General features: G+C 76.1%; 10 protein-coding genes. 8 read left to right on the top strand and 2 right to left on the bottom strand.

Annotated elements, in window-relative coordinates:
- Positions 1 to 24: 24 nt before the first annotated feature.
- From ACLWS4_RS01800 to ACLWS4_RS01775, 6 genes are all read left to right on the top strand, one after another.
- Positions 25 to 882: a DUF4132 domain-containing protein gene (locus tag ACLWS4_RS01800; protein ID WP_049658519.1), complete on the top strand. Its 858-nt coding sequence runs from the start codon at positions 25 to 27 to the stop codon at positions 880 to 882.
- Complete coding sequence (locus tag ACLWS4_RS01795; protein WP_416873139.1) at positions 879 to 5,981, top strand: hypothetical protein; 5,103 nt, start codon at positions 879 to 881, stop codon at positions 5,979 to 5,981. The genes ACLWS4_RS01800 and ACLWS4_RS01795 overlap by 4 nt, the downstream gene beginning before the upstream one ends.
- The gene (locus ACLWS4_RS01790) at positions 5,978 to 7,141 is read left to right on the top strand and encodes an ATP-binding protein (RefSeq protein WP_049659767.1); all 1,164 of its coding nucleotides are present in this window, start codon (positions 5,978 to 5,980) and stop codon (positions 7,139 to 7,141) included. Before ACLWS4_RS01795 ends, ACLWS4_RS01790 begins: the two co-directional genes overlap by 4 nt.
- A gap of 4 nt (positions 7,142 to 7,145) precedes the next feature.
- Positions 7,146 to 10,751 carry a vWA domain-containing protein gene (locus tag ACLWS4_RS01785; RefSeq protein ID WP_416873138.1) on the top strand — a complete coding sequence of 1,202 codons (3,606 nt, stop codon included), beginning with the start codon at positions 7,146 to 7,148 and terminating at the stop codon, positions 10,749 to 10,751.
- Entirely contained in the window at positions 10,748 to 12,661 is a 1,914-nt protein-coding gene (locus ACLWS4_RS01780; RefSeq protein WP_416873137.1) for a hypothetical protein, read from the top strand. Before ACLWS4_RS01785 ends, ACLWS4_RS01780 begins: the two co-directional genes overlap by 4 nt.
- A 325-nt stretch (positions 12,662 to 12,986) precedes the next feature.
- Entirely contained in the window at positions 12,987 to 13,445 is a 459-nt protein-coding gene (locus tag ACLWS4_RS01775) for a MarR family winged helix-turn-helix transcriptional regulator (RefSeq protein ID WP_049660429.1), read from the top strand.
- A 124-nt stretch (positions 13,446 to 13,569) separates the two neighbouring features.
- On the opposite strand, the gene ACLWS4_RS01770 is transcribed toward ACLWS4_RS01775, so the two are convergent.
- Entirely contained in the window at positions 13,570 to 15,369 is a 1,800-nt protein-coding gene (locus ACLWS4_RS01770) for a sensor histidine kinase (protein WP_416873136.1), read from the bottom strand.
- Between the two features lie 489 nt (positions 15,370 to 15,858).
- Positions 15,859 to 17,136, bottom strand: coding sequence for an acyl-CoA dehydrogenase family protein (locus ACLWS4_RS01765; RefSeq protein ID WP_063780157.1), 1,278 nt, complete (start codon positions 17,134 to 17,136; stop codon positions 15,859 to 15,861).
- 467 nt (positions 17,137 to 17,603) lie between these two features.
- Between ACLWS4_RS01765 and ACLWS4_RS01760 the strand changes: the two genes are divergently transcribed.
- Together ACLWS4_RS01760 and ACLWS4_RS01755 are read left to right on the top strand one after the other, a co-directional pair.
- Positions 17,604 to 18,677 (top strand): GAF domain-containing protein, encoded by a 1,074-nt coding sequence (locus ACLWS4_RS01760; protein WP_079272425.1) that lies wholly within the window; start codon positions 17,604 to 17,606, stop codon positions 18,675 to 18,677.
- 256 nt (positions 18,678 to 18,933) lie between these two features.
- Entirely contained in the window at positions 18,934 to 20,520 is a 1,587-nt protein-coding gene (locus tag ACLWS4_RS01755) for a lipase maturation factor family protein (protein WP_416873293.1), read from the top strand.
- Positions 20,521 to 20,845: the final 325 nt, after the last annotated feature.

Here is a 20,845-nt window from a genome sequence, read left to right as displayed (position 1 = left end):
TTTCCCGGTGGGAGGAGTACGGCCGTGGCATGGGTGGAGACGGACGCGGGAGGGTACCGCGTGGCGCTCGACGGGGAGGGCAGGGTGGCGTGCCGCAACGCGGCGGGCCGAGACCTCAAGTCCCTGCCGTCGAAGCTCGGTGACGACCGCGTGGTCGTCCAGCTCAAGCAGCTCGCCGAGTGGCTGGCCGCGCACGAGCGGGGCTGCCTGGAGGACGTCGAGCGCTGGATGGTCCGCTCGCTGCCGGTGCCCGCCGCGGTGCTCACCGCCGTGTGGCCGGACGAGGCCTGGCAGGGCGTCCTGAAGGACCTCGTGGTCACCGCCGTGGACGGCTCCGTGGCCGGCTTCCTGCGCGGCGCCGACGCCGAGCGCGGCCTCGGCCTGGTCGACCTGGACGGCGACACCGTGCGCCTCACCGACGGCGAGGTGCTGATACCGCACCCCGTCCTGCTCGAAGACCTCGACGAGCTGCGCGAGTTCGCCGTCGAGCTCGGCGTCTCCCAGCGCGTCCAGCAGCTCTACCGCGAGGTCTGGCACCGGCCGGCCGACGGGTCGGCCGGCACCGAGGTCACCACCTACGCCGGCGGCCGCTACCGGGAGCTGCGCGAACTGGTCGGGCGCTGCAACCGGCTCGGCTGCCGGGTCCGCGGCGGCTCCGCCGTCCAGTCGGTCACCGAGGGCGGGCGCACCGTCGAGGCCCGGGTCTGGGTCGGCGACTACTACGAGTACGACGCGTGCGAGACGGGCGCGCTCAGCTGGGCCGGCCCGGACGGCCGGGCCCTGCCGCTCACCGAGGTCGGACCGGTCGCCTGGTCCGAGGGCATGCGGATGGCCGCCGCCCTGTACGCCGGCCGCACGATCCAGGGGGAGGAAGCCGCATGACCGCCACCGGCCTGACCACGACCACCACCACCAACCCGGGCGGCAACGGCGCCGACCGCGCCGCGACGCCCGAGGAACTGCTCGACGCCGGGGCCGTGCTCCCGTCCGGCACCCTGCCCGACGCCGGCCGCCCCGACAGCGCCGCCGACGTGCTCACCGCCCGCACCTACACCCACCCCGCGCTCGACGGCCGCCGGATCGTCCGGCTCGTCCCCGGCGCGCTCGGCCCGGCCGAGGACCTCGCCCTCGACTTCCTCGGCCTGGCGCCGGAGGCCGGGGCCGCCGAGGTCGGCCAGGTCCGCCAGGAGGCGCTCGGCTTCCCCGCCTGGGCACTGGTCCACGACCCGGCCAACGGCCACCACGCGCTCGCCCTGGTCAAGGAGCTGGAGCGGATCGCCCGCCAGGCCGCCTCCAAGCCCGGCGCCGCCAAGGACGGCTTCGACGAGCTCGCCACCCGCCTCGGCCGCGCCGTCCCGCACTTCCTGCCCACCTTCTGCGAGGAGGTCGGCCGGATCTTCCTCGGCCACGGCAACCAGACCTACGCCGCCGCCTGGTTCGGCAAGGCCCGCGAGGCCGAGCGCACCCACGGCCTGACGGTGGACGAGGAGCGGCTGCGCGCCGTCTTCCTGGAGTTCGCCCTGGCCGGCGCGCTCACCGTCAAGTCGCTGCGCCAGTACGTCAAGGAGCTCGCCCAGCGGCTCGACCCGCTGACCGCCTGGCAGCGCTTCCGCCAGCTGTGCACCGAGCGCTCCGCGGCCGGCATGGCCCCGTACGCCGGGATCGCCGAGGACGCCCGCGCCCTGATCAAGGCCGCCGGACTGGACCGCACCGAGCACGAACGGGCGCTGCTCGCCGAGCTGCTGGACTCCCCGGCGGTCAACCGGGCGCCCGCCGCGTTCTGGAAGTCCTGGCACGGCGCGCTGGTCGAGCTCGGCCGCGACGACACGGCGGTCCGCACCCGACTGCTGGAACTGCTGCCCGACCCGGCCTCCGCCGACCCGGCCCCGCACGACACCGCCTGGCTGGCGGTGCTCGCCGAGACCGGCGCCGAGGAACTGCTCACCGGCCCCCGCGCCGAGGGCGCCGAGCCCGCCGCCGCCTGGCTCCAGCGCTGGTGCCACCACCACGGCCGCGGCTGGCGCAACCGCCCCAGCTGCCCGGCCACCCTCGCGCTGGTCGGCCGGATGGTCGAGCGGCTGAAGGCCGACGCCGTCCCGGTGGACCTCCACACCGGCATCCGCGCCAGCCACACCCGGATCGACCTGCTGGACCTGCTGCTGGCCGCGGGCGTGCCGGTGGCCGACCCGCCCGGCGGCCTCGGCTTCGACCTGCGCGACTGGGCGGCGCAGAGCGGCCCCGACAGCTCCGCCCTCACCGCCGTCGGCGCCGACGAGCGCTACCGGCCGCTGCTGCGCCGGGCCACCCCGCCCGCCTGGGAGACGGCCGTCCGGCGCCAGGCCCCCGCCGTGCCGCTGCTGAACGAGCTGTTCGCGGAGTGGGCCGAGGAGCGCGCCGAGGAGCTGACCGCCGCCCGCGGCCTGGCCAGCGCCGCCGACCTGGTCCGGTCGATCGGCCAGTACCACACCGCCATCCGGACGGTCGCCCCGGCCGTCGCCGAGCGGATCGCCGCCCTCGACGTCACCGCGCTGCTCACCGACGCCCTCCGGGCCGGAATCCTGGACGAACTCGGCTGGCCCGCCCTGGAGGAGGCGCTCGGCAAGCTCGCCGACCCGCCCGCCGACGACGCCCCGCAGCACCCCGTCCCCAGCCTGGCCGGCGCCGGCCTGAGCGACCTGCTCATCGAGGACGCCTGGCCGCACCTGATCCTCGCCCGCCTCGACCGGGCCGTCGTGGTCGGCCCGCAGGGCATCGTGCTGGAGCACACCCTGCGGCTGCCCGAGCGGCCGTCGCACGAGCGCAACCGGACCAGGCTGCGCTTCGTCGACGGCGAACTGCTGGTCGTCTGGTCCGAGGAAGGCAAGCAGCTCGCGTACTGGTCCAGCCGCCCGGACGAGCGGTTCGAGCTGGAGGGCGAGACCATCGCCGGCTACTACTACCGCGACCGCGAGCCCGAGGCGCCCTCCCTCCAACTGCCCGGCGGCGGCCGCACCACCGGCGAGCGCCCGCTGCACGCCGGCGACACCCGGATGCCCCACGAGCACCCCGTCCTCGGCGACGGCACCGGCTACTGGACGATGCGCCGCACCACCGAGGGCGAGGCCGTCCTGCGCGAACTCGACCCGGCCACCGGCACCCTGGGGCGCACCGCCGAACCGCCGGTGATCGCCGCCACCGCCCACGCCGGCCGGCTGGTCCAGCGCAGCACCTGGCTGCTGCCGCTCCAGCCCGGCCTGGAGCGGACCCCGCTCGGCACCGACGGCACCGTGCTCGGCAACTGGGTCAGGACGGAGCCCGGCAAGGCCGTCACCACCTTCACGGCCGACGGCCACCGCATCGAGCTGCCGCTGGCCGGTCACCGGACGGACACCGTCCCGGTGGCCCGGCTCGCCCTGCCCGGCGCGGCCGCCCCGGTGGTCAGCCACACCTCCGGCGAGCACTTCTCGCTCAACCTGCCCGACCTCACCGGCCAGGCCGACCGCACCGTCGACCTGCGCCCCGGCCGCTCCGGCGAACTCTCCGCCGCCGGCACCCCGCTCATCCCGCCCTACCCGCACTGGCACGCCCTGCGCCCGCGCGACGAGGCGGGCTCGGAGGCACTGCGCGCCGTCACCGTCGAGCAGGCCGCCCGGCTGGTCGACGCCGCCTGGCCGGTCGACACCGAACCCGTCCCGGACGGCGAGCGGTGCTGGCTCACCGTCCAGGGCGTGCGCCGCCCGCTCGCCCGGCGGACCTCGCGCACCCTGCCCGTCCCGGAGGTCGGCGCGATCCTGCCCGGCATCGCCCACCCGCGGCTGCTGGCCGGCGTCGCCGGGCTCGCCCGTACCGCCGCCGACCTGCTGGACCGGGTCGCCCGGTTCGTCCCGCAGCCGGAGGCCGAGCGCCCCGGCAAGGCGAAGAACGCCGAGTGGCGGCCCGACCACGGACGCGACCACGAACTGCGCGACGCCGTGCGCGCCGTGCTGCCCGAGATCGGCGGCTTCGGCAACAACTGGGGCTCCGAGGAGCGCTGCCGGGTGCTCAACAACCTGCGCGCCGTCACCGCCGTGCTGGCCGCCCCGCCCGCCGCCGAGGGCGAGGGCTGGACCAGCCCCGCCACCGTCACCCTGCACAACGGCAGCGTCAGTTACGGCTGGCTCCAACTGCTCGGCCGGATCCACGCGCTGGCCTACGCGGTGGCCTCGCCGTTCACCGAGTCCGCCCACCGCTCCTCGCTGGTCCTGCTGCTCGGTGAGCTGACCAGGGGCCCGCTGGCCGACCGCGGCGCCACCCTGCGCGAGATCGTCCTCGCCGAGCAGGTGCCGCCGGCCCCGAACGCCACCGGCCCCCGGCCGGTCACGCCCCGCGAGGGCGAGGTGCTGCGGCACGGCGGGCGCACCGTCGTCATCATCGGCCACCAGCGCCAGGTCGCCGACGGCTGGGTGCACTGGCTCGCCGTCGACCACGACCCGAGCGGGGAGTTCGGCCCCGTCGCGCACTTCACCACCCTCGAGGAGCGCGGCACCGAGGAACTGGTCGACGCCGCCTGGGTCGCCAAGTTCTGGAGGGTCGCCGCGCTGCACGGATTCGTCCCCCGGGACGCGGCCAGGGCGGAGGCCTTCAACGAGCTCACCGGCATCGGCACCGCCCGCTCCGCCCTGCTGCTCAGCCCGCCGTCCGGCCTGCTGTACTGGACGGACATCTCCGCGCCCACCGAACTCGGCCTCAAGGCCGCCGAGTTCAAGGCCGCCCGGGCCTGGCTGCGCGGGCACGACCACAACGGCCTCGCCGCCGTCTGGGGCGCCCTGCTGCCCGCCGACCCGAAGACCTTGTGGACCGAGGGCCCCGACATCGCCGCCGGCGCCGAGGAGTGGATCCGGCGCTTCGGACGGCTCGTCACCCTCCCCGAGGAGGCCCTGGCCACCGTCCAGGGCGTGTCCATCGACACCGTCGAGGCGGTGCTCAACCCCGCCCACACCCCGTGGCTGGCCGGCCGCACCGGCTTCCGGTTCACCGAGGTGGACGGGGTCGGCCAGCGGCTGACGCCCGAGGACGAGTCCGCCGTCCCCGAGACCGGCGCGCTCGGCTCCACCATCGCCGCGCTGCGCTGGCTCGCCTACCACCTGCCCGCCGACAGCCCGCTGCGCCCGCTGCTGCCCACCGCCGCCGCCGCGCTGCGCGACCGCCTCGCCGACCCGGAGCTGCTGCTTGACCTCGACCTGGTGCGCACCGTCAAGGGCGCCTCGCTGGCCGCCGTCCTGCGCACCCACTTCGGCCTGCCCGCCGAGGGCGGGGCCGACCGGGACGGCCTGGTCCACTGCGGCCCGGCGCTCGTCCTGACGCCGTACCACGAGGACTACGAGCGGATCTGGCTGCGCCCGGCCGCCCTCACCGGCCCGGACGACCCACTGCTCGAACTGCTCGACGGGCTTTCCAGCAGCTACTGGTTCTCCGCCGAGCGGGGCGCCATCGAAGCCGTGCTGCGCGGCGAGCCGGAGCAACTGGCCGCCTCCGCCGCCTCGGTGCCGGCCCCCGGCGAGGGCCCGGCCTGGCTGCAGAACCCGCTGCTGTCCGTCCCCGAGCTGGTCGCCGAGGTGTCCCGCACCCACGGCCTGGGCGAGGACGCGGCCACGCTCTACCTCCAACTGCTCGCCCTGCCCGACCCGACCGACCGCAACGCCGCCCGCTGGACGGGCTGGAAGCCCGCCCGGCTGAAGAAGGCCCGCGCCGAACTCGCCGCCAGCGGCCTGGTGCTGGAGGCCAAGCGCTCCCGGGCCGGCCGCAGCCTCTTCCTGCCCGGCGGCTGGCAGGAGGCCAAGTCGCCCGCCCTGCCCGCCGAGACATGGAAGGCCGCCCTCTACGAACTGCCCACCCACCGGCCCGCGCTGGTCCCCCTGCCCGTCCCCGAGCTGTTCGCCCGGGCCTGGCAGCGGACCGTCGACGGCGACGCCCCCGGATACGAAGAGCTCCAGACCGGCAAGCGCAGGAAGGCCCGCCGATGACCGCCACCGAGACCACCAAGGGCGCCGCCGCCCCCGCCGCGGCCGACCGGCAGACCGTCCCGCCCGAGGAGAAGTACGCCGCCGAACTGGAGTTCCTGGCCGCCCACGACAGCGGCCCGCGCCCGCCCGGCTGGCTCCTGACCCCGCGCGCCGTGGTCACCTTCGTGATGGGCAGCGGCGGCGAGAAGCTCAAGGCCGGGCGCAAGGGCCTGGTCATCGAGCCGAAGTTCGTCGGCGAGCGCGCCCTGGTCGAACGCTGCGTCGTCACCCTCGCCGGGGAGCGCGGCCTGCTGCTCGTCGGCGAGCCCGGCACCGCCAAGTCCATGCTCTCCGAGCTGCTCGCCGCCGCCGTCTGCGGCAGCAGCGCGCTCACCGTCCAGGGCACCGCCGGCACCACCGAGGACCAGCTCAAGTACGGCTGGAACTACGCCCTGCTGCTCGCCAAGGGGCCCAGCCGGGAGGCCCTCGTGCCCTCGCCGGTGCTCACCGCGATGACCACCGGCGCGGTCGCCCGGGTCGAGGAGGTCACCCGCTGCCTGCCCGAGGTGCAGGACGCGCTGGTCTCGCTGCTCTCGGAGCGGCGCATCGCCGTCCCCGAACTGGCCGGCACCCCGGACGGCCAACTGCACGCCGCGGCCGGCTTCACCCTGATCGCCACCGCCAACCTGCGGGACAAGGGCGTCAGCGAGATGTCCGCGGCGCTCAAGCGGCGGTTCAACTTCGAGACGGTCGGCCCGATCGGCAGCCTCGCCGCCGAGGTCGACCTGGTCCGCCGCCAGTCCACCGCCGCCGTGGCCCGGGCCGGCGCCGCCTACGCGGTGGACGACGCCGTCCTGGAGGCCCTGGTCACGGCCTTCCGGGACTTGCGCAGCGGCCGGTCCACCGAAGGCTGGGACGTCGAACGCCCGTCCACCGTGATGAGCACCGCCGAGGCGGTCTCCGTCGCCACCGCGCTCGGCGTCAGCGCCGCCTACCTGCCCGACGGCGGGGACCTGCTCGGCCGGCTGCCCGGCCAGCTCCTCGGCGTGGTCCGCAAGGACGAGCCGTCCGACGCGGCCCGGCTGCTCGGCTACTGGGACGGCCCGGTCCGCCGTCGCGCCGAGCAGGGCGCCGCCACCTGGCGCACCCTGTGGGACCTCCGCCCGGCACTGGAGGCCTGATCCGATGAGCAGCGCGGAGACCACCCGCCCAGACGACGCGGACCAGGCGGTCCGGGCCGAGGCCGACCGGCTGGCCGCCGCCGGCACCGGTCGCCCCGGCCCCTACCTGATCGGCGTGCGCCACCACGCGCCGTCCCTCAGCGCGGTGGTCCCCGCGCTGCTCGACGCCGCCCGGCCGGACGTCGTCCTGGTCGAGCTGCCCGCCGAGTTCCAGCCCTGGCTCGGCCCGCTCGCCGACGAGGCCACCCGGGCCCCGGTCGCCCTCGCGGCGGCCCCGGCCGGGCCCGAGGAGGCGGCCGGGCCCGCCTTCTACCCGTTCGCCGACTTCTCCCCGGAGCTCGCCGCCCTGCGCTGGGCCCGGCGCAACGGGGTGGAGGCCGTCGCCTGCGACCTCCCGCTCGCCCACCGCGCCGCCCGCACGGCGGAGCGCGGGCGCGCCGATCGGATCCCGGACGCACCCGGCGTCGCCGACGCGCTGCGCCATCGCCTCACCGGCCGGGACTCCGACGAGGACCTGTGGGACCGCCTGGTCGAGACGGCCGCCCCCGGCTCCACCCCCGAGGCCGTCCGGCGCGCCGCCCTGCTGGTCGGCTGGGCGCTGCGCCGGGACGCCGAGACCGGCCCCGGCGTCGACCCGTACGACCTGCGCCGCGAGGCCTGGATGCGGTCCCGCATCCAGGCCGCCTCGGCCGGCGGGCGCCGGGTCGCCGCCGTGATCGGCGCCTTCCACGCCCCCGCCCTGCTCGGCGGTCCCCTCGCCATCGAGGAGCCGCCGCACCCGGACGACCCCGGGCACGTCCTGTCCCTGATCCCGTACACCTACCCGCTGCTCGACGCCCGCTCCGGCTACCCGGCGGGCATCCGCGACCCGGAGTGGCAGCACACCGTCCTCGACGCCGGCGGCGACCCGGAACGCCTCGCCGAGGCGCTCACCACCACCGCCGTCCGGATCTGCGCGGCCCTGCGCGCCCAGGACCACCCCAGCGGCCCGGCCGACGCCCGCGAGATCGTCCGGCTGGCCGGCGACCTCGCCCGGCTGCGCGGCCACGCCGCCCCCGGCCGCGGCGAACTCGTCGAAGCGGTGCAGACCGTCCTCGCCCAGGGCGAACCCCTCGGCCGCGGCCGGGCCGTCGCCCGCGCCCTCGAACAGGTCCTGGTCGGCACCCGCACCGGCCGCCCGACCCCCGCCGCCCCGCGCAGCGGACTCGCCCCCGCCGTCGAGACCCTCCTCGCCGACCTCGGCCTCCCCGGCCCCGGCGACCCCGGCCCGCGCGACCTGCGCCTCGACCCGCTGCGCAGCGGCCTCGACCGCCGCCGCGAGATCCTCCTGCACCGCCTCACCGCCTGCGAGATCCCCTACGGCGAGCCCGTCGCCACCACCGGTGCCGGCGGCACCGAGACCCTCGGCACCCGATGGCGCCTGCACTGGACGCCCGCAAGCGCCGCCATGCTCACCGTCGCCGGCACCCGCGGCGTCACCCCCGCCCAGGCCGCCGAAGGCGCCCTGCGTGCCCGCCTCACCGACCAGCCGACCCCGCGCGAGATCATCGACGGCCTCGCCGGCGCCGCCTCCTGCGCCCTCCCCGCCCTCACCGAGGCCCGTCTCACCCAACTCACCACCCTCCTCCCCGCCTCCGCCACCCTCCCCGACCTCCTCGACGCCCTCGCCCTCCTCGACCGCCTGACCGCGGGCCACTTCCCCGGCCACACCCCGGCGGGAGCGGAGGAAGGCCCCGTCGCCGCAGACGACGGCACGCCCGTGGCCGGCGCCCCCGTGGCCGGCCCGCCCGTGCTCGTCGCGGCCGGGGAGGTGCTCACCGTGGCCGCCGTGCGGCAGTTGGAGGGCCTGGGCGGGTCGGACGATCCGCAGGACGCGCGGGCGCTGGTGGAGCTGGTACGGCGGGCGGACCGGCTCGGCGGGGTGCGGCTGGCGTACGTGCTGGCCGGACTCGCCGAGCAGGGGAGCCCGCTGGTGCGGGGCGCGGCCGGCGCGGTGCGGGTGCTGCTCGGCCAGGAGCCGGCCGAGGTGCTGGGCGGCCGGGCCGCCTCGTGGGTGGACGGCGCGACCGCTCCGGAGGCGCGACAGGCGCTCGGGCGGGCGCTGGTCGGCCTGCTGACGGCCGCGGAGGGGCTGTTCGACTCCGCACCGCAGGCACTGGAACCGCTGCTGGAGCGGGTCACCTCGCTGCCCGACGACGCCTTCCTGGACCGGCTGCCCGCGCTGCGCGGCGGGTTCGACACGCTCAGCCCGGCCGCCCGGGACCGGCTGCTGGCCCTGGTCGAGGAGCGTCTGGGCGCCCGGCTCGCCGCCCTGCCCGAGGAGGCCGGCCCCGCTGTGCTCGCCGGCTGGGTGCGCGCGGACCTCGCGGCGCGTGCGGCGCTCGTCCGTCGCGGCCTCCTGCCCGCAACGCCCGCGCAGCCCGCGGCCGTTGCACCATCGCCCGCGGCCCCGCCGCCTGCCTCCGACCCCGTTCCCGTTCCCGTCCCCGACCCCGCCCGTACCCTCGCCCCCGCCGAGCGTTGGCGGCTGCTCCTCGGCCGCCCCGGCAGCGGCGGCCTGACCGGTCGCGGTGCCCGACTCGCCACCGCCCTGGACGAGTTGTACGGCGGCGGCCACGGCGAGGGCTCCGGCCCGGGCCTGGACAGCCGGGGCGGCAAGGGCGGCCGCGAGGCCCCGTACCCCGGTGTGCGGGAGTGGGCCGAGGAACTGGAGTCGCTGTTCGGCCCCGGCGTGCGCGAGGAGGTGCTGGCCGCGGCCGTCGCCCAGGGCCGTACCGACGTCCTGGAGACGATCGACCCGTCCGCCGTCCGCCCGTCCGTCGAACTGCTGCGCACCGTGCTGGACCACGCGGGCGGTCTGCCCGAGGCCCGGGTGGCCCGGCTGCGCCCGCTGGTGCGGCGCCTGGTGGACGAACTGAGCCGGGAGCTGGCCACCCGGCTGCGCCCGGCCCTGACCGGGATCGTCGTGCCGCGCCCGTCCCGCCGCCCGGGCGGCGGGCTGGACCTCGACCGGACCATCCGGGCCAACCTGGCCACCGCCCGCCCCGCGCCGGACGGCGGCACCCTGATCGTGCCCGAGCGCCCGGTCTTCCGGACCAGGGCGCGGCAGGCCAACGACTGGCGGCTGATCCTGGTCGTGGACGTCTCCGGGTCGATGGAGGCCTCCACGGTGTGGGCCGCGCTGACGGCCTCGATCCTGGCCGGGGTGCCCTCCCTGAGCACCCACTTCGTCGCCTTCTCCACCGAGGTCCTGGACCTCACGGAGCGGGTGGACGATCCGCTGGGCCTGCTGCTGGAGGTGAGCGTCGGCGGCGGCACCAGCATCGCGAGCGGGCTGCGCTACGCGCGGGAGCTGGTGACGGTGCCGTCCCGCACGCTGGTCGCGGTGGTCAGCGACTTCGAGGAGGGCGGGCCGGTCGGCGGGCTGCTGGCCCAGACCCGGGCCCTGGTGGACTCCGGCGTGCACCTGCTCGGCTGCGCGGCGCTGGACGACACCGGGACGGCCCGCTACTCGAAGGCGGTCGCGGGCCAACTGGTCGCGGCCGGAATGCCCGTGGCGGCGTTGAGCCCGCTGGAACTGGCCCGCTGGGTGGGGGAGAAGGTGCGATGAGCGTGACGGCGCGGACGAGCGACTGGCCGGGCGTGCGGCCCGAGGTGGTCGCCGAGGTGGTGGCCGGGCTGAGCGCCCGGTTGCAGAAGCGGCTGGACGGCGCGGCGGCGAAGCTGGCGGAGCGACCGGTGGCCCGGGAGGGCGACGAGTGGCGGGTGGAGGTGGACGAGGAGACGGTGCTCGTGCTGCACGCCCCGGGCGGGGTGGTCGCGGCGGAGGCCGGCGTCCGCTGCGGCTGCCTGCTCGCCCCGGCCTGCGTGCACCGGGCCGCGGCGGTCACCCTCTGCCCGCTCGCCGAGGCCGAGCCGGGGCCGGAGCCCGAGCGGGAGCCCGAGCCCAGGAGTGACACGGACGGCGCGCCAGGGGAGCCGGCCGGCCGGCCGGCCGCCGACCCGATCGTCGGCGACCCGCTCACCGCCGTCGAACTCGCCGCCGTCCGCCACCTCCACCGGGCCGCGGCCGCCGTCCTGGCCGCCGGGGTGAGCGGGGCGGGCGCCGTCTCCCAGGCCGAACTGCTGCGCGCCGCCCACCGGGCGCGCCTCGCGGGCCTGCACCGCCCGGCCGCGGCGGCCGTCACCGTCGCGACCAGGGTCCGGGCGGCGCGCTCCGGCGCGCCCGACCACCGCCTGGTGGACCTGGTCGCGGGCCTGCGCGAACTCCTCGGCCTCACCACCGCCCTGGCCACCGGCACCGCCCCGGTCGCCGAGCTGCGCGGCACCGCGCGCCAGGCCTACCGGGAGGAGGGCGGTCTGAGGCTCTACGGCCTGTTCGCCGAGCCGGTGCTGACGGCCACCCATGCCGGTGCCGTCAGCTGGGCGGTGGACGCCGACGGGCGTCTCAGCACGATCGCCGAGGTGATGCCGCACGACGACGCGGCGGCCGCCGCCCCACAGGCGGTCGGGGCGGGCAACCGGACGGTCCGGTTGGGCGACGCCGCGCTCAGCCACCGCGAGTTCAGCCGCGCCGGGCTGGCCGTCCAGGGTGCGACCAGGTCCGGTGGTGGTCGGCTGGGCGCCGGGGCCTCGGTCCGGGCGGTGCGGGCGACGGGCGCGGCATGGACGGCGGAGCCGGCCGCCCGGCTCTGGTCGGAACCGGCCTCCGCCCAGGTGGCCCGGGCACTCGCGGCGCAGGAACTGCCGTACGAGAGCCGCCCGGCCGGGAGCGACCTGCTCTTCCTGGACGTCACCCTGCTGGGTACGGCCCCCGGCCCGGGCGGTGCACCGCAACTGCTGGCGCGCTGCACGGCGAGCGGTGCGCAGGGCGGTCCGGTGATCGTCCTGCGCCCGGCGCACGAGCACCCCGACCTGCCGTTCCGGGCGAACCTCGCGCTGCTCGCCACCGCCCCCGGCCTGCGACTGCGGGTGATCGGGCGGCTGGAGCGCGCGGACCGTCCGGAGCTGCGCCTGCTCGCGATCGGTACGCCCCCGGCCGCCCCCGACCCGCTCGCCCTGTCCGCGGACCGGGCGGGCCGGGTCAACCTCGGCCTCGAACGCCTCCAGACCGCCGACCTCGCCGCGTCCGCGACGGCCTCCGCCACGGTCGGCGAGTCGGCGGACGGGTCGGCGGAGGAGCCGGCGGACGGATCGACTGCCCCGGCGCTGTACGGCCCGCCCGTCCACGTGCTCGGCCGCCGGGTCGAGCAGACGGTCACCACCGGTCGGCACGCCCTCGCCCCGAGCGAGGCCTCGGCGGCGGCCGACCGCGGTCTGCTGCGCGCCGCCGGGCTGGCCACCGCCGCCGAACTCCTCGACGGCCTGCGGGCCTCCGCCGCCAACCAGAAGCGCGACGTCTTCGGCCGGATCGTCACCGACGACCACGAGGATTTCGGCACCGCCTGGCTGACCGCGGCCTCCTACACCGAGGAACTGGCCACGGCGCTGTGCGCGTCGGTCTGGTCCGGGGAGGGGTGAGGAGCCGGTCGTGTGCGGCCCCGTGGTGTCCTTCGACGCCCCGGGCGGCGGGCGGGCCGGACCCTCGTGCGGGGTCCGGTCGCTCACCGCAGGACGGCCTCCGCCCCGCCGTCGCGGCGGCTGACGGCCCGGAGCGGAGGCCCTCGACGGGGAACCGGCGGGGGTATAAGCCGAACTATTTGCACAGTCCGATATTCCGCGCCAAATGGCATACTTGTCACAGGAAGACACGGGACGAAACCTCGTACGAGACCCCGGACGAGAGACCTCACACGGGGCCGCGTCCGGCACACGGCACGAGCAGCGCGACGGAAGGGTAGGCGTCATGGGAATCCGCGACGATGCGGCCGAGATCCGGGCCCGCGGCTGGCGGACGCTCGCCGCGCTGCACGGCATGATCGACACCGCGCTGGAGAAGGCGCTCCAGGCCGAGTTCAAGCTCTCGGTGGTCGAGTACACGGTGCTGGAGGCGCTCTCCCGCCAGGACGGCTGGCACATGCGGATGCAGCAGCTGGCCCGCGCGGCGGCGCTGAGCAGCAGTGCGACCACCCGGCTGGTGAGCCGCCTGGAGGACCGGGGCCTGCTCGGCCGGTTCCTCTGCGCGGACGACCGGCGCGGCATCTACACCGAGCTGACGCCCGAAGGCCGCGACCTGCTGACGGCGGCTCGCCCGGTGCACGACGCCGCCCTGGAGGCGACGCTGGCCGAGGCCACCGAGGTCCCGGAGCTGGCCCCGCTGGTCGGGTCGCTCGCCGAACTCCACCCGGTCCACGCCAACGCCTGAGCCCCGCACCGACGGCTGAGACCGAGGCGGGCCGCCCACGGAAGCGGTCCGCCCGGCCCGGATCGTCCGGCAGCACCTTGACCACGCACAGCGCCGGGCGGTCGCGGCGCAGGTCGAAGGGGCGTCACCGCCGCTCCTCGGCCTCCCGGACGGTGGGGGAGTCCGCAGAGGCCCGCCGCGGGGCGGAAGGGGCGGAAGGGGCGGAAGGGGCGGACGGTGCGGGGTGTTGCGCCCCGTACACGGGCGTCGCCGGGCCGAGCTGCCCGGCCGGGCCGGCGTCCCGGGCCCGTTGCGGCACGGCCGCTTGGGCGTGCGGCGCACCGTCCGAGCCGTCGTCGGGCAGTGGTGCCGGGCGGCGCTGGTCCACCGCGGGGCCGCCCGACAGGTCGTACATGCGCGGCAGCACGGGCCGGGGCACGACCACGGCGCCGGGCAGTCCGGGGATCTCGGCGCCGACGGCCAGGCCTCCGTTGGCGGGCGCCTCGGCACCGCCGACCCCGGCGGCGCCCGTCCCGGCGCCCGTCCCGGCAGCCGCCCCGGCGCCGTCCGCGCCGTAGGGGACGGCCGGGGCCCCCGGGGCGCCGAACGGTCCCGGGCCCGCCTGGCTCCCGCCCGGCAGCCCACCGTGCCCTGTGGCCGTCGCACCCGGCGGCTCCTGCCCGAGGGCTTCGGACCCGGAGCCGCCCCCGACCCCCGCCCCAGCGTCCGCCCCCGCCCCCGCTTCTGCCCCCACGTCGGTCACAGGAGCCCGGGTGATCCGGGCCCCCGAGGGCAGCCCGGACACCGCGGCCGACTGCGCGGCCTGCTCCAGCAGCGCCGAGGGCACCAGCACCGCGGCCCGGGTGCCGCCGTACGGGGACGGGTGCAGGGTGACCCGGACGTCGTGCCGGGCGGCCAGGTGCGCGACGACGAACAGGCCGAGCCGCAGGTCGTCGCCGAGCGCGGAGACGTCCAGGTCGGGAGGGTCGGCCAGGTACGCGTTGAGGCGCTGGTACTCCGTCTCGGTCATGCCGAGTCCGCGGTCCTCGACCTCGACGGCCAGGCCCTCGGGCACCTCCTTCGCGGAGATCTGCACCTGGGTGTACGGCGGGGAGAAGGTGGTGCCGTTCTCGATCAGTTCGGCGACCAGGTGGATGACGTCGGCGACGGCCTGCCCGCCGAGCGAGACGCGCGGCACGCCCCGGACGACGACCCGGGAGTAGCTCTCGGTCTCCGAGACGGCGCTGCGCAGCACGTTGACCACGGGTACGGCGTTGCGCCAGCGCCGGGCGGGGAGGTCGCCGCCGAGGATGACGAGGTTCTCGGCGTTGCGCCGCATCCGGGTGGCCAGGTGGTCGACCGCGAACAGTTCGCGCAGCAGTTCCGGGTCCTCGTGCTCGCGTTCCAGCGCGTCCAGCATGCTGATCTGCCGGTGGATCAGGATCTGGGTGCGCCGGGCGATGTTGAGGAAGACCTTCTTCGTCCCCTCGCGGCCCTGGGCCTGGTGGACGATGGCGGCGACCGCGGCCTGCCGGACGGCGGCGAGGCCCTCCGAGGCCTGCTGGACGTCGTCGCCGGTCCGTCGGGAGGGTGTCCAGGCGGCCGGGGCGGGCACCTGCTCCCCGGCGCGCAGCCGCCCGACCACCTCGGGGATCTCCTGCTCGGCGAGCGCCATGGTGTCGGCCCGCAGTTCGGACAGCCGCGCGGACAGCGCCCAGGCGGTCCGGATGCCGCGGACCAGGCTGATCAGCACCACCGCGGCGACGACCGCGCTGCCGGCCAGCAGCGCGGTGCGCTGGCCGGAGTCGCGCAGCAGGTAGGCGGCGTAGCTCCAAGCGGCGGCGAGGCCCAGGCTGGGGACCAGCACGGCGGCGAGGAGCGGGCTGCGGAGCGAGCCGGACCGCCCGGCGCGGTGGCCGGTGCGGGGGGCCGGTATGCCTGGCATCTGATTCCTTGCTGCAGGGCCGAGTCGCGGGGCCGGGTCGTGGAACCCGGCCGTCGAACCCGGCCGCGGGGCCGGGTCGTGGAACCCGGTCCTGGAACCGGGTCGTGGGGCCTGGCCGCGGGACCGGCGCGCCGGTTCGGACCGGTGGGTCCGAGCGGCGGGCCGACCCGTACGGCGCGGCCGGGTCGCAGGGAGCCGGGGCCGGGATCCGTCGGAGCCGGTGACGTGGTGTCACCGGTCCGGCGGGGTGCAGCACGGCCGCCGACGGCACGGAACGCTATCAGCCCGTGGTGCGGTCGGCGCAATATCAACTGGCTCTGCGCACAAGGCCGATGGCCTCGCGACGGTGCCCGCGCCGGACGCTCCGCCGGCACGAAGCCGCAGCTCACGGCCCTCGGTCCGGTCGGGCCGACGGTCCTCGGAGGTCGGGGACGGCCACGGCAAGGATGCGACAGGAACAGGTCAAGTCGCGCCGCGGCGGGCGGGATCTCAGCCCGCCAGCGGCATCGGCAGCACCCGTCCGCCCAGGCCTGGCGGCTTCTCCACGTGGGCCTCCCGCTGGGCGGCGAGTTCGCTCCAGGGCCAGCTGGTCAGCTCGGACAGCTCCGCCGACCACTGCTTGCCGTAGGTGCCCGAGGCGAACTGCCCGAGCCGCAGCCGCTGGACGTCCGAGGTGCCGGCCGGCGGGTAGACGTGGGTGGCGTCCCGCAGGTAGCGCTCGATACGGAACTCGGGCTGGAGGCCGCGGGCGGCGTGGATCTCCATGGCGTTGCGCGCGGAGTCCAGCGCGTACTCGGTGTTGATGAGCTTGGCGTTCATCAGCTCGGCGTCGCAGGCGCGGCCGTGGTCGAGCAGGTGGGAGGCGTGGTAGGCGGCGAGCCTGGCGGTCATCAGCCGGGACTGCATCTCACCCAACTTGAGCATGATGTTCGGGAGTTGGTTGATCGGCCGACCGTACAGGACGCGCCCCTCGGCGAACCGGACGGTGTCCTCGACGATCGCGGTGTGGATGCCGAGCGCGACGGCGGCGAGGTTGATCCGGCCGTAGAGGGTGGAGGAGGAGTAGGCGACGTCCAGTCCCCGCCCCTCCCGGCCGAGCCGGTTTCCGGCCGGGATGCGGCAGTCCTCCAGGATGATCTCGCCGAAGCTGAAGCCGTGCAGCCCGCTCTGGGAGCCGGGGGAGCCGGTCCGGAACCCGGGGCGGTCGCTCTCGACCAGGAAGGCGGACAGGCCCCGGCTGCCCTGGCCGGTGCGCAGCACCACGCCGTGCACGTCCCCGATGTGGGAGTTGCCGACGAACCACTTGCGGCCGTTGAGCACGTACTCGTCGCCGTCGCGGACCGCGGTGCCGGTCATCCCGAGCACGTGCCCGCCGGACTCCGGCTCGGTGACGGCGATGGTCGGCAGGCACTCTCCGGAGGCGAACTTCGGCAGCCACGTGCGGCGTTGGGCCTGGGAGCCGTAGTGGAGGACCTTGGCCACGCCCAGCTGGGAGGCCTGCGCGATCGAGCCCGCGGCCCCGCTGACCCGGGCCAGCTCCTCGATGATCACGGTCTTGGCGACGTGCCCCAGCCCGAGGCCGCCGAACTCCCGGGGAATCGTCACGCCGATCCAGCCCTGCCGGGCGATCTCCCTGGCCAGCTCGACCTCGATCGTCCGCTCGGCCTCCATCCTGGCCACCCGCGGACGCACCTCCTTCTCCGCGAAGTCACGGACCTCGGCGCGAAGGCCCTCGTGACGGTCGTCGGTGAAGTAGTCCATCGCCATGCTCCGGTCCTCTCGATACGTGTGGTGCCGTGCCTCCGTCCGTGCCGTCGATGCCGCTCCGGCGACCCCTACGGGGGGCGGTGGGTGTGCGGGGGTGTCGGCCGGTCGCCCCGGTGCGATCGGCGCATGCGTCACCGGGCGGTGTCCCGGTGACGGGAACCGTCCGTGTCTTCGGCAGGGCTCATTGTTGTATGGGGTACCGGGGCATCCCAGAGTCGATCTTGGATTGGCGCGATTCGGCCCGTCCCCGCCGGGAGGGGTTTCGTCCGGGCGCCGGGCGGGAATCGATCTTCGCTTCCGTGACGGTCCGTCGACCGGTCGTCCACATGCGGTTTTGACGAGCCATCGGCAAGGCTCCGGTGCGGCTCCGGCCGGGCGCCGGAAGGACTCCGGAAGGACATCGGCAGGACTGAAGAACGGTCGATCGGACCCGCCCGGGCGTTCTGATGTCTGGTTACATGTGCGCCATGACAGATGTGATGAGCACTCAAGGCCAGTTCCCGGGTGCCTCCGGGGAGTCCGCGCGAACCCGCAGGCTGCGCGGCCTTGGGCTCAACGACCCGTCCGCGGACGAGGCCTTCGACCGCTTCGCCCACCTGGCAGCCAGTATCACGCGCGCTCCCATCGCGATGGTCAACTTCATCAACGACGAACGCCAGATGTTCCGGGGGCTCTACATTCCGCCAAGTTCGGCCGACGCCGCGGCCGAGGACGGATCGTCCTGGGCGGAACGCGGCATCGCCTTCGACCTTCCCACCCGCGAGATGCCGCTGAGCCACGGCTTCTGCCCGCACGTGGTCGCCCAGCGCTCCCCCCTCGCCCTCGACGACATCCTCGCCTACCCCCGGTTCGCGGGGAACCCGGTGGTGGACGAACTCGGCGTCCGCGCCTACCTCGGTGCCCCGCTCGTCGACGACACCAACACCGTCATCGGCACCGTCTGCGTGCTCGACCGGGAACCCCGGCAGTGGGGGCGCGAGCGGCTGCGCGACATCCAGCACCTCGCCGAGGCGCTGCTCTCCGAGATCCGGCTGCGCGACAGCCTGCTCGCCCAGCGCCAGGAGATGTTCGCCGCCTTCGACGGCTCGCCGTACCCCATCCTGCTCACCGAGGGCCCGGGCCAGGAGATCCGCTACGCCAACGCCCAGCACGCCGACACCTTCGGCGCGCCGACGGCGTACGGGACGATCGGCGCCGCGTACCCGCAGCTCGGCGCGGCGGGCCTCGAACAGACCGTCGTGGAGGCGTACCGCACCGGTCGCACCGCCGTCCTCGACAACGTCCGGATGCAGGCCGCCCGCCCGGACGCCCAGCGCGGCCGGCAGGTCTTCAGCTTCACCTGCACCCCGCTGCGGGCCGCGCTCACCGGCCGGATCAACGGCGTCCTCACCGTCGGCATGGACATCACCGCCCAGTCCCGCACCGAGGAGGAACTCGGCACGCTGGCCGCCCTGCTCGTCGACCGGCTCCAGCAGAGCGGCGGCTCCGTGCCCGGACGCTCGGCCATCGCGGGCGAGGCCGGTCCCGTCCTGCCCGGCTGAACCCCGGCCGGTGCGGACCGCCCACCGCCGTGGCGGGGCGCCTCTCACCCCCGTGGAGAGGACCCCGCCACGGTGTCGGTGCGGTGCCGATGGTGTCGGCGCGGTACCGCCCGGGCCCGTCCGGTATCGGGGGTTCGCCGGGATGCCCACAGGATCCCCCCCCCGGGATTCCGCCGGGCCGAGCGGGTGAACCGTCCCCGCTCCGCCGCCCCGACCGGGCCCGCGCCCGGGGTGCCGGGTGGTAGGCATGGGCCGCATGGACTGGTTCGCCGCCCCCGACTACTGGCTGAGCCGGCTGCTCGTCCAACGCCTGCTCGCCGCCCTCTACCTGATCGGATTCCTGGCCGCCGCCGCGCAGTTCCGCGCCCTGATCGGCGCCGACGGCATGCTGCCGGTGCCCCGGTTCACCGCCAGGGTCCCGTTCCGCCGATCCCCCGGCCTGTTCCACCTCCACTACAGCGACCGGTTCTTCGCCGCCGTCGCCTGGAGCGGCGCAGCCCTCGCCGCCGCGGTGGTGGGCGGGCTCGCCGACGCCGTCCCGCTCTGGGCGTCCGTCCTGCTGTGGGCGGTGCTCTGGGTCCTCTACCTCTCCATCGTCAACGTCGGGCAGACCTGGTACTCCTTCGGCTGGGAGTCCCTGCTGCTCGAAGCCGGCTTCCTCGCGGCCTTTCTGGGCAACGCCGACACCGCCCCGCCCACCCTGGTGCTGTGGTTGATGCGTTGGCTGGTCTTCCGGGTCGAGTTCGGCGCCGGACTGATCAAGCTGCGCGGCGACAGCTGCTGGCGGGACCTGACCTGCCTCCGGTTCCATCACGAGACCCAGCCGATGCCCGGACCGCTCAGCTGGTTCTTCCACCACCTGCCCGCCCCGGTCCACCGCGTGGAGGCCGCTGCCAATCATTTCGTCCAACTCGTCGTACCGGTGGGCCTGCTGCTGCCGCAGCCGATCGCGAGCTACGCGGCCTGCGCCGTCCTCGTCACCCAGTTCTGGCTGGTCGCCTCCGGCAACTTCGCCTGGCTCAACTGGCTGACCATCGTCCTCGTCCTCGCCGCCGTGCAGCCGACCCGCCTGGGCCTGCCCGTCCACGCCCGCGCGTACCCCGGCGCGCCGCTCTGGTACGAGGCGCTCGTGATCGCGTTGACCACCACCGTCGTGGTGCTCAGCTACTGGCCGGTGCGCAACATGCTCTCCCGCGCCCAGGCCATGAACCGCTCCTTCAACCGGCTCCACCTCGTCAACACCTACGGCGCCTTCGGCAGCGTCAACCGGCTCCGCCAGGAGGTGGTGGTCGAGGGCACCGACGAGGCCGTGCTCGCCCCGCACACCGTCTGGCGCGAGTACGGCTTCAAGGGCAAGCCGGGCGATGTCCGTCGGCTCCCGCGCCAGTTCGCGCCCTACCACCTGCGGCTCGACTGGCTGATGTGGTTCGCCGGCATCTCGCCCGCCTACGCCCGCCCCTGGTTCCTGCCCTTCGTCACCCGCCTGCTGTCCGGCGACCGGGCCACCCTGCGCCTGCTGCGCCACAACCCGTTCCCGGACGCCCCGCCGACCCACGTCCGGGCGACCCTCTACCTCTACCGGTTCACCGATTGGCGCGAACTGCGGGAAACCGGCGCGTGGTGGCACCGCACCGCGCTCGGCGAGTACCTCGCTCCGGTCGATCTGCACGCCGTCGGCCGGGCCGGGTACCGGCCGCCGCTCGGCCGACGGGGGCCGGCACGGGGACGCGGCGTACGGGAGGTGCCGCTGGAGCGGTTCCGGCGGCCCGGCAGGCGACGGGACAAGCGGCCGGACAGGCGGCCCGGGCCGTCCGGCGGAGAGCGGCGGGAGGACGCGGGATGAGGGCCGGCGGTGTGGAGCGTGAGCAGCGGAGACACCCGTCCGGACCAATGCCGGGCCACTTCCGGACCAGCTCCGGACCAGCTCCGGAGCGGCTCCGGACCACCCGGTCGGACCGCCCGAGTGGCGGCCAGGCGGGCGGTATGGCACACGACACCCGCCCGTCCGGGCGGTGGGTGCGTGCAAGGCTCGAACGGGCACCCGTATTCTGGGCGTCCACACCGGCAGCCCGACCGCGCGCCCCCTAGCCCCGCCCCAGGGGCGACCCCGCGCACCCGGTCCGCCGCCCCCTCGCCGCCAGCCCCGCCGTCGACGCCCAGAACCGGAC

Source organism: Kitasatospora sp. SC0581 (assembly GCF_048159585.1).
Taxonomy (GTDB): domain Bacteria; phylum Actinomycetota; class Actinomycetes; order Streptomycetales; family Streptomycetaceae; genus Kitasatospora.
The sequence above is the reverse complement of the archived record's forward strand: the minus strand, read 5'-3'. Positions and strand labels throughout refer to the sequence as shown.

Bases quoted from the DNA above. Each gene is read 5' to 3' on its own strand.
- ACLWS4_RS01795 (WP_416873139.1), top strand. From the start codon at position 879: ATGACCGCCACCGGCCTGACCACGACCACCACCACCAACCCGGGCGGC.
- ACLWS4_RS01790 (WP_049659767.1), top strand. From the start codon at position 5,978: ATGACCGCCACCGAGACCACCAAGGGCGCCGCCGCCCCCGCCGCGGCC.
- ACLWS4_RS01785 (WP_416873138.1), top strand. From the start codon at position 7,146: ATGAGCAGCGCGGAGACCACCCGCCCAGACGACGCGGACCAGGCGGTC.
- ACLWS4_RS01780 (WP_416873137.1), top strand. From the start codon at position 10,748: ATGAGCGTGACGGCGCGGACGAGCGACTGGCCGGGCGTGCGGCCCGAG.
- ACLWS4_RS01775 (WP_049660429.1), top strand. From the start codon at position 12,987: ATGGGAATCCGCGACGATGCGGCCGAGATCCGGGCCCGCGGCTGGCGG.
- ACLWS4_RS01770 (WP_416873136.1), bottom strand. From the start codon at position 15,369: ATGCCAGGCATACCGGCCCCCCGCACCGGCCACCGCGCCGGGCGGTCC.
- ACLWS4_RS01765 (WP_063780157.1), bottom strand. From the start codon at position 17,136: ATGGCGATGGACTACTTCACCGACGACCGTCACGAGGGCCTTCGCGCC.
- ACLWS4_RS01760 (WP_079272425.1), top strand. From the start codon at position 17,604: ATGACAGATGTGATGAGCACTCAAGGCCAGTTCCCGGGTGCCTCCGGG.
- ACLWS4_RS01755 (WP_416873293.1), top strand. From the start codon at position 18,934: ATGGACTGGTTCGCCGCCCCCGACTACTGGCTGAGCCGGCTGCTCGTC.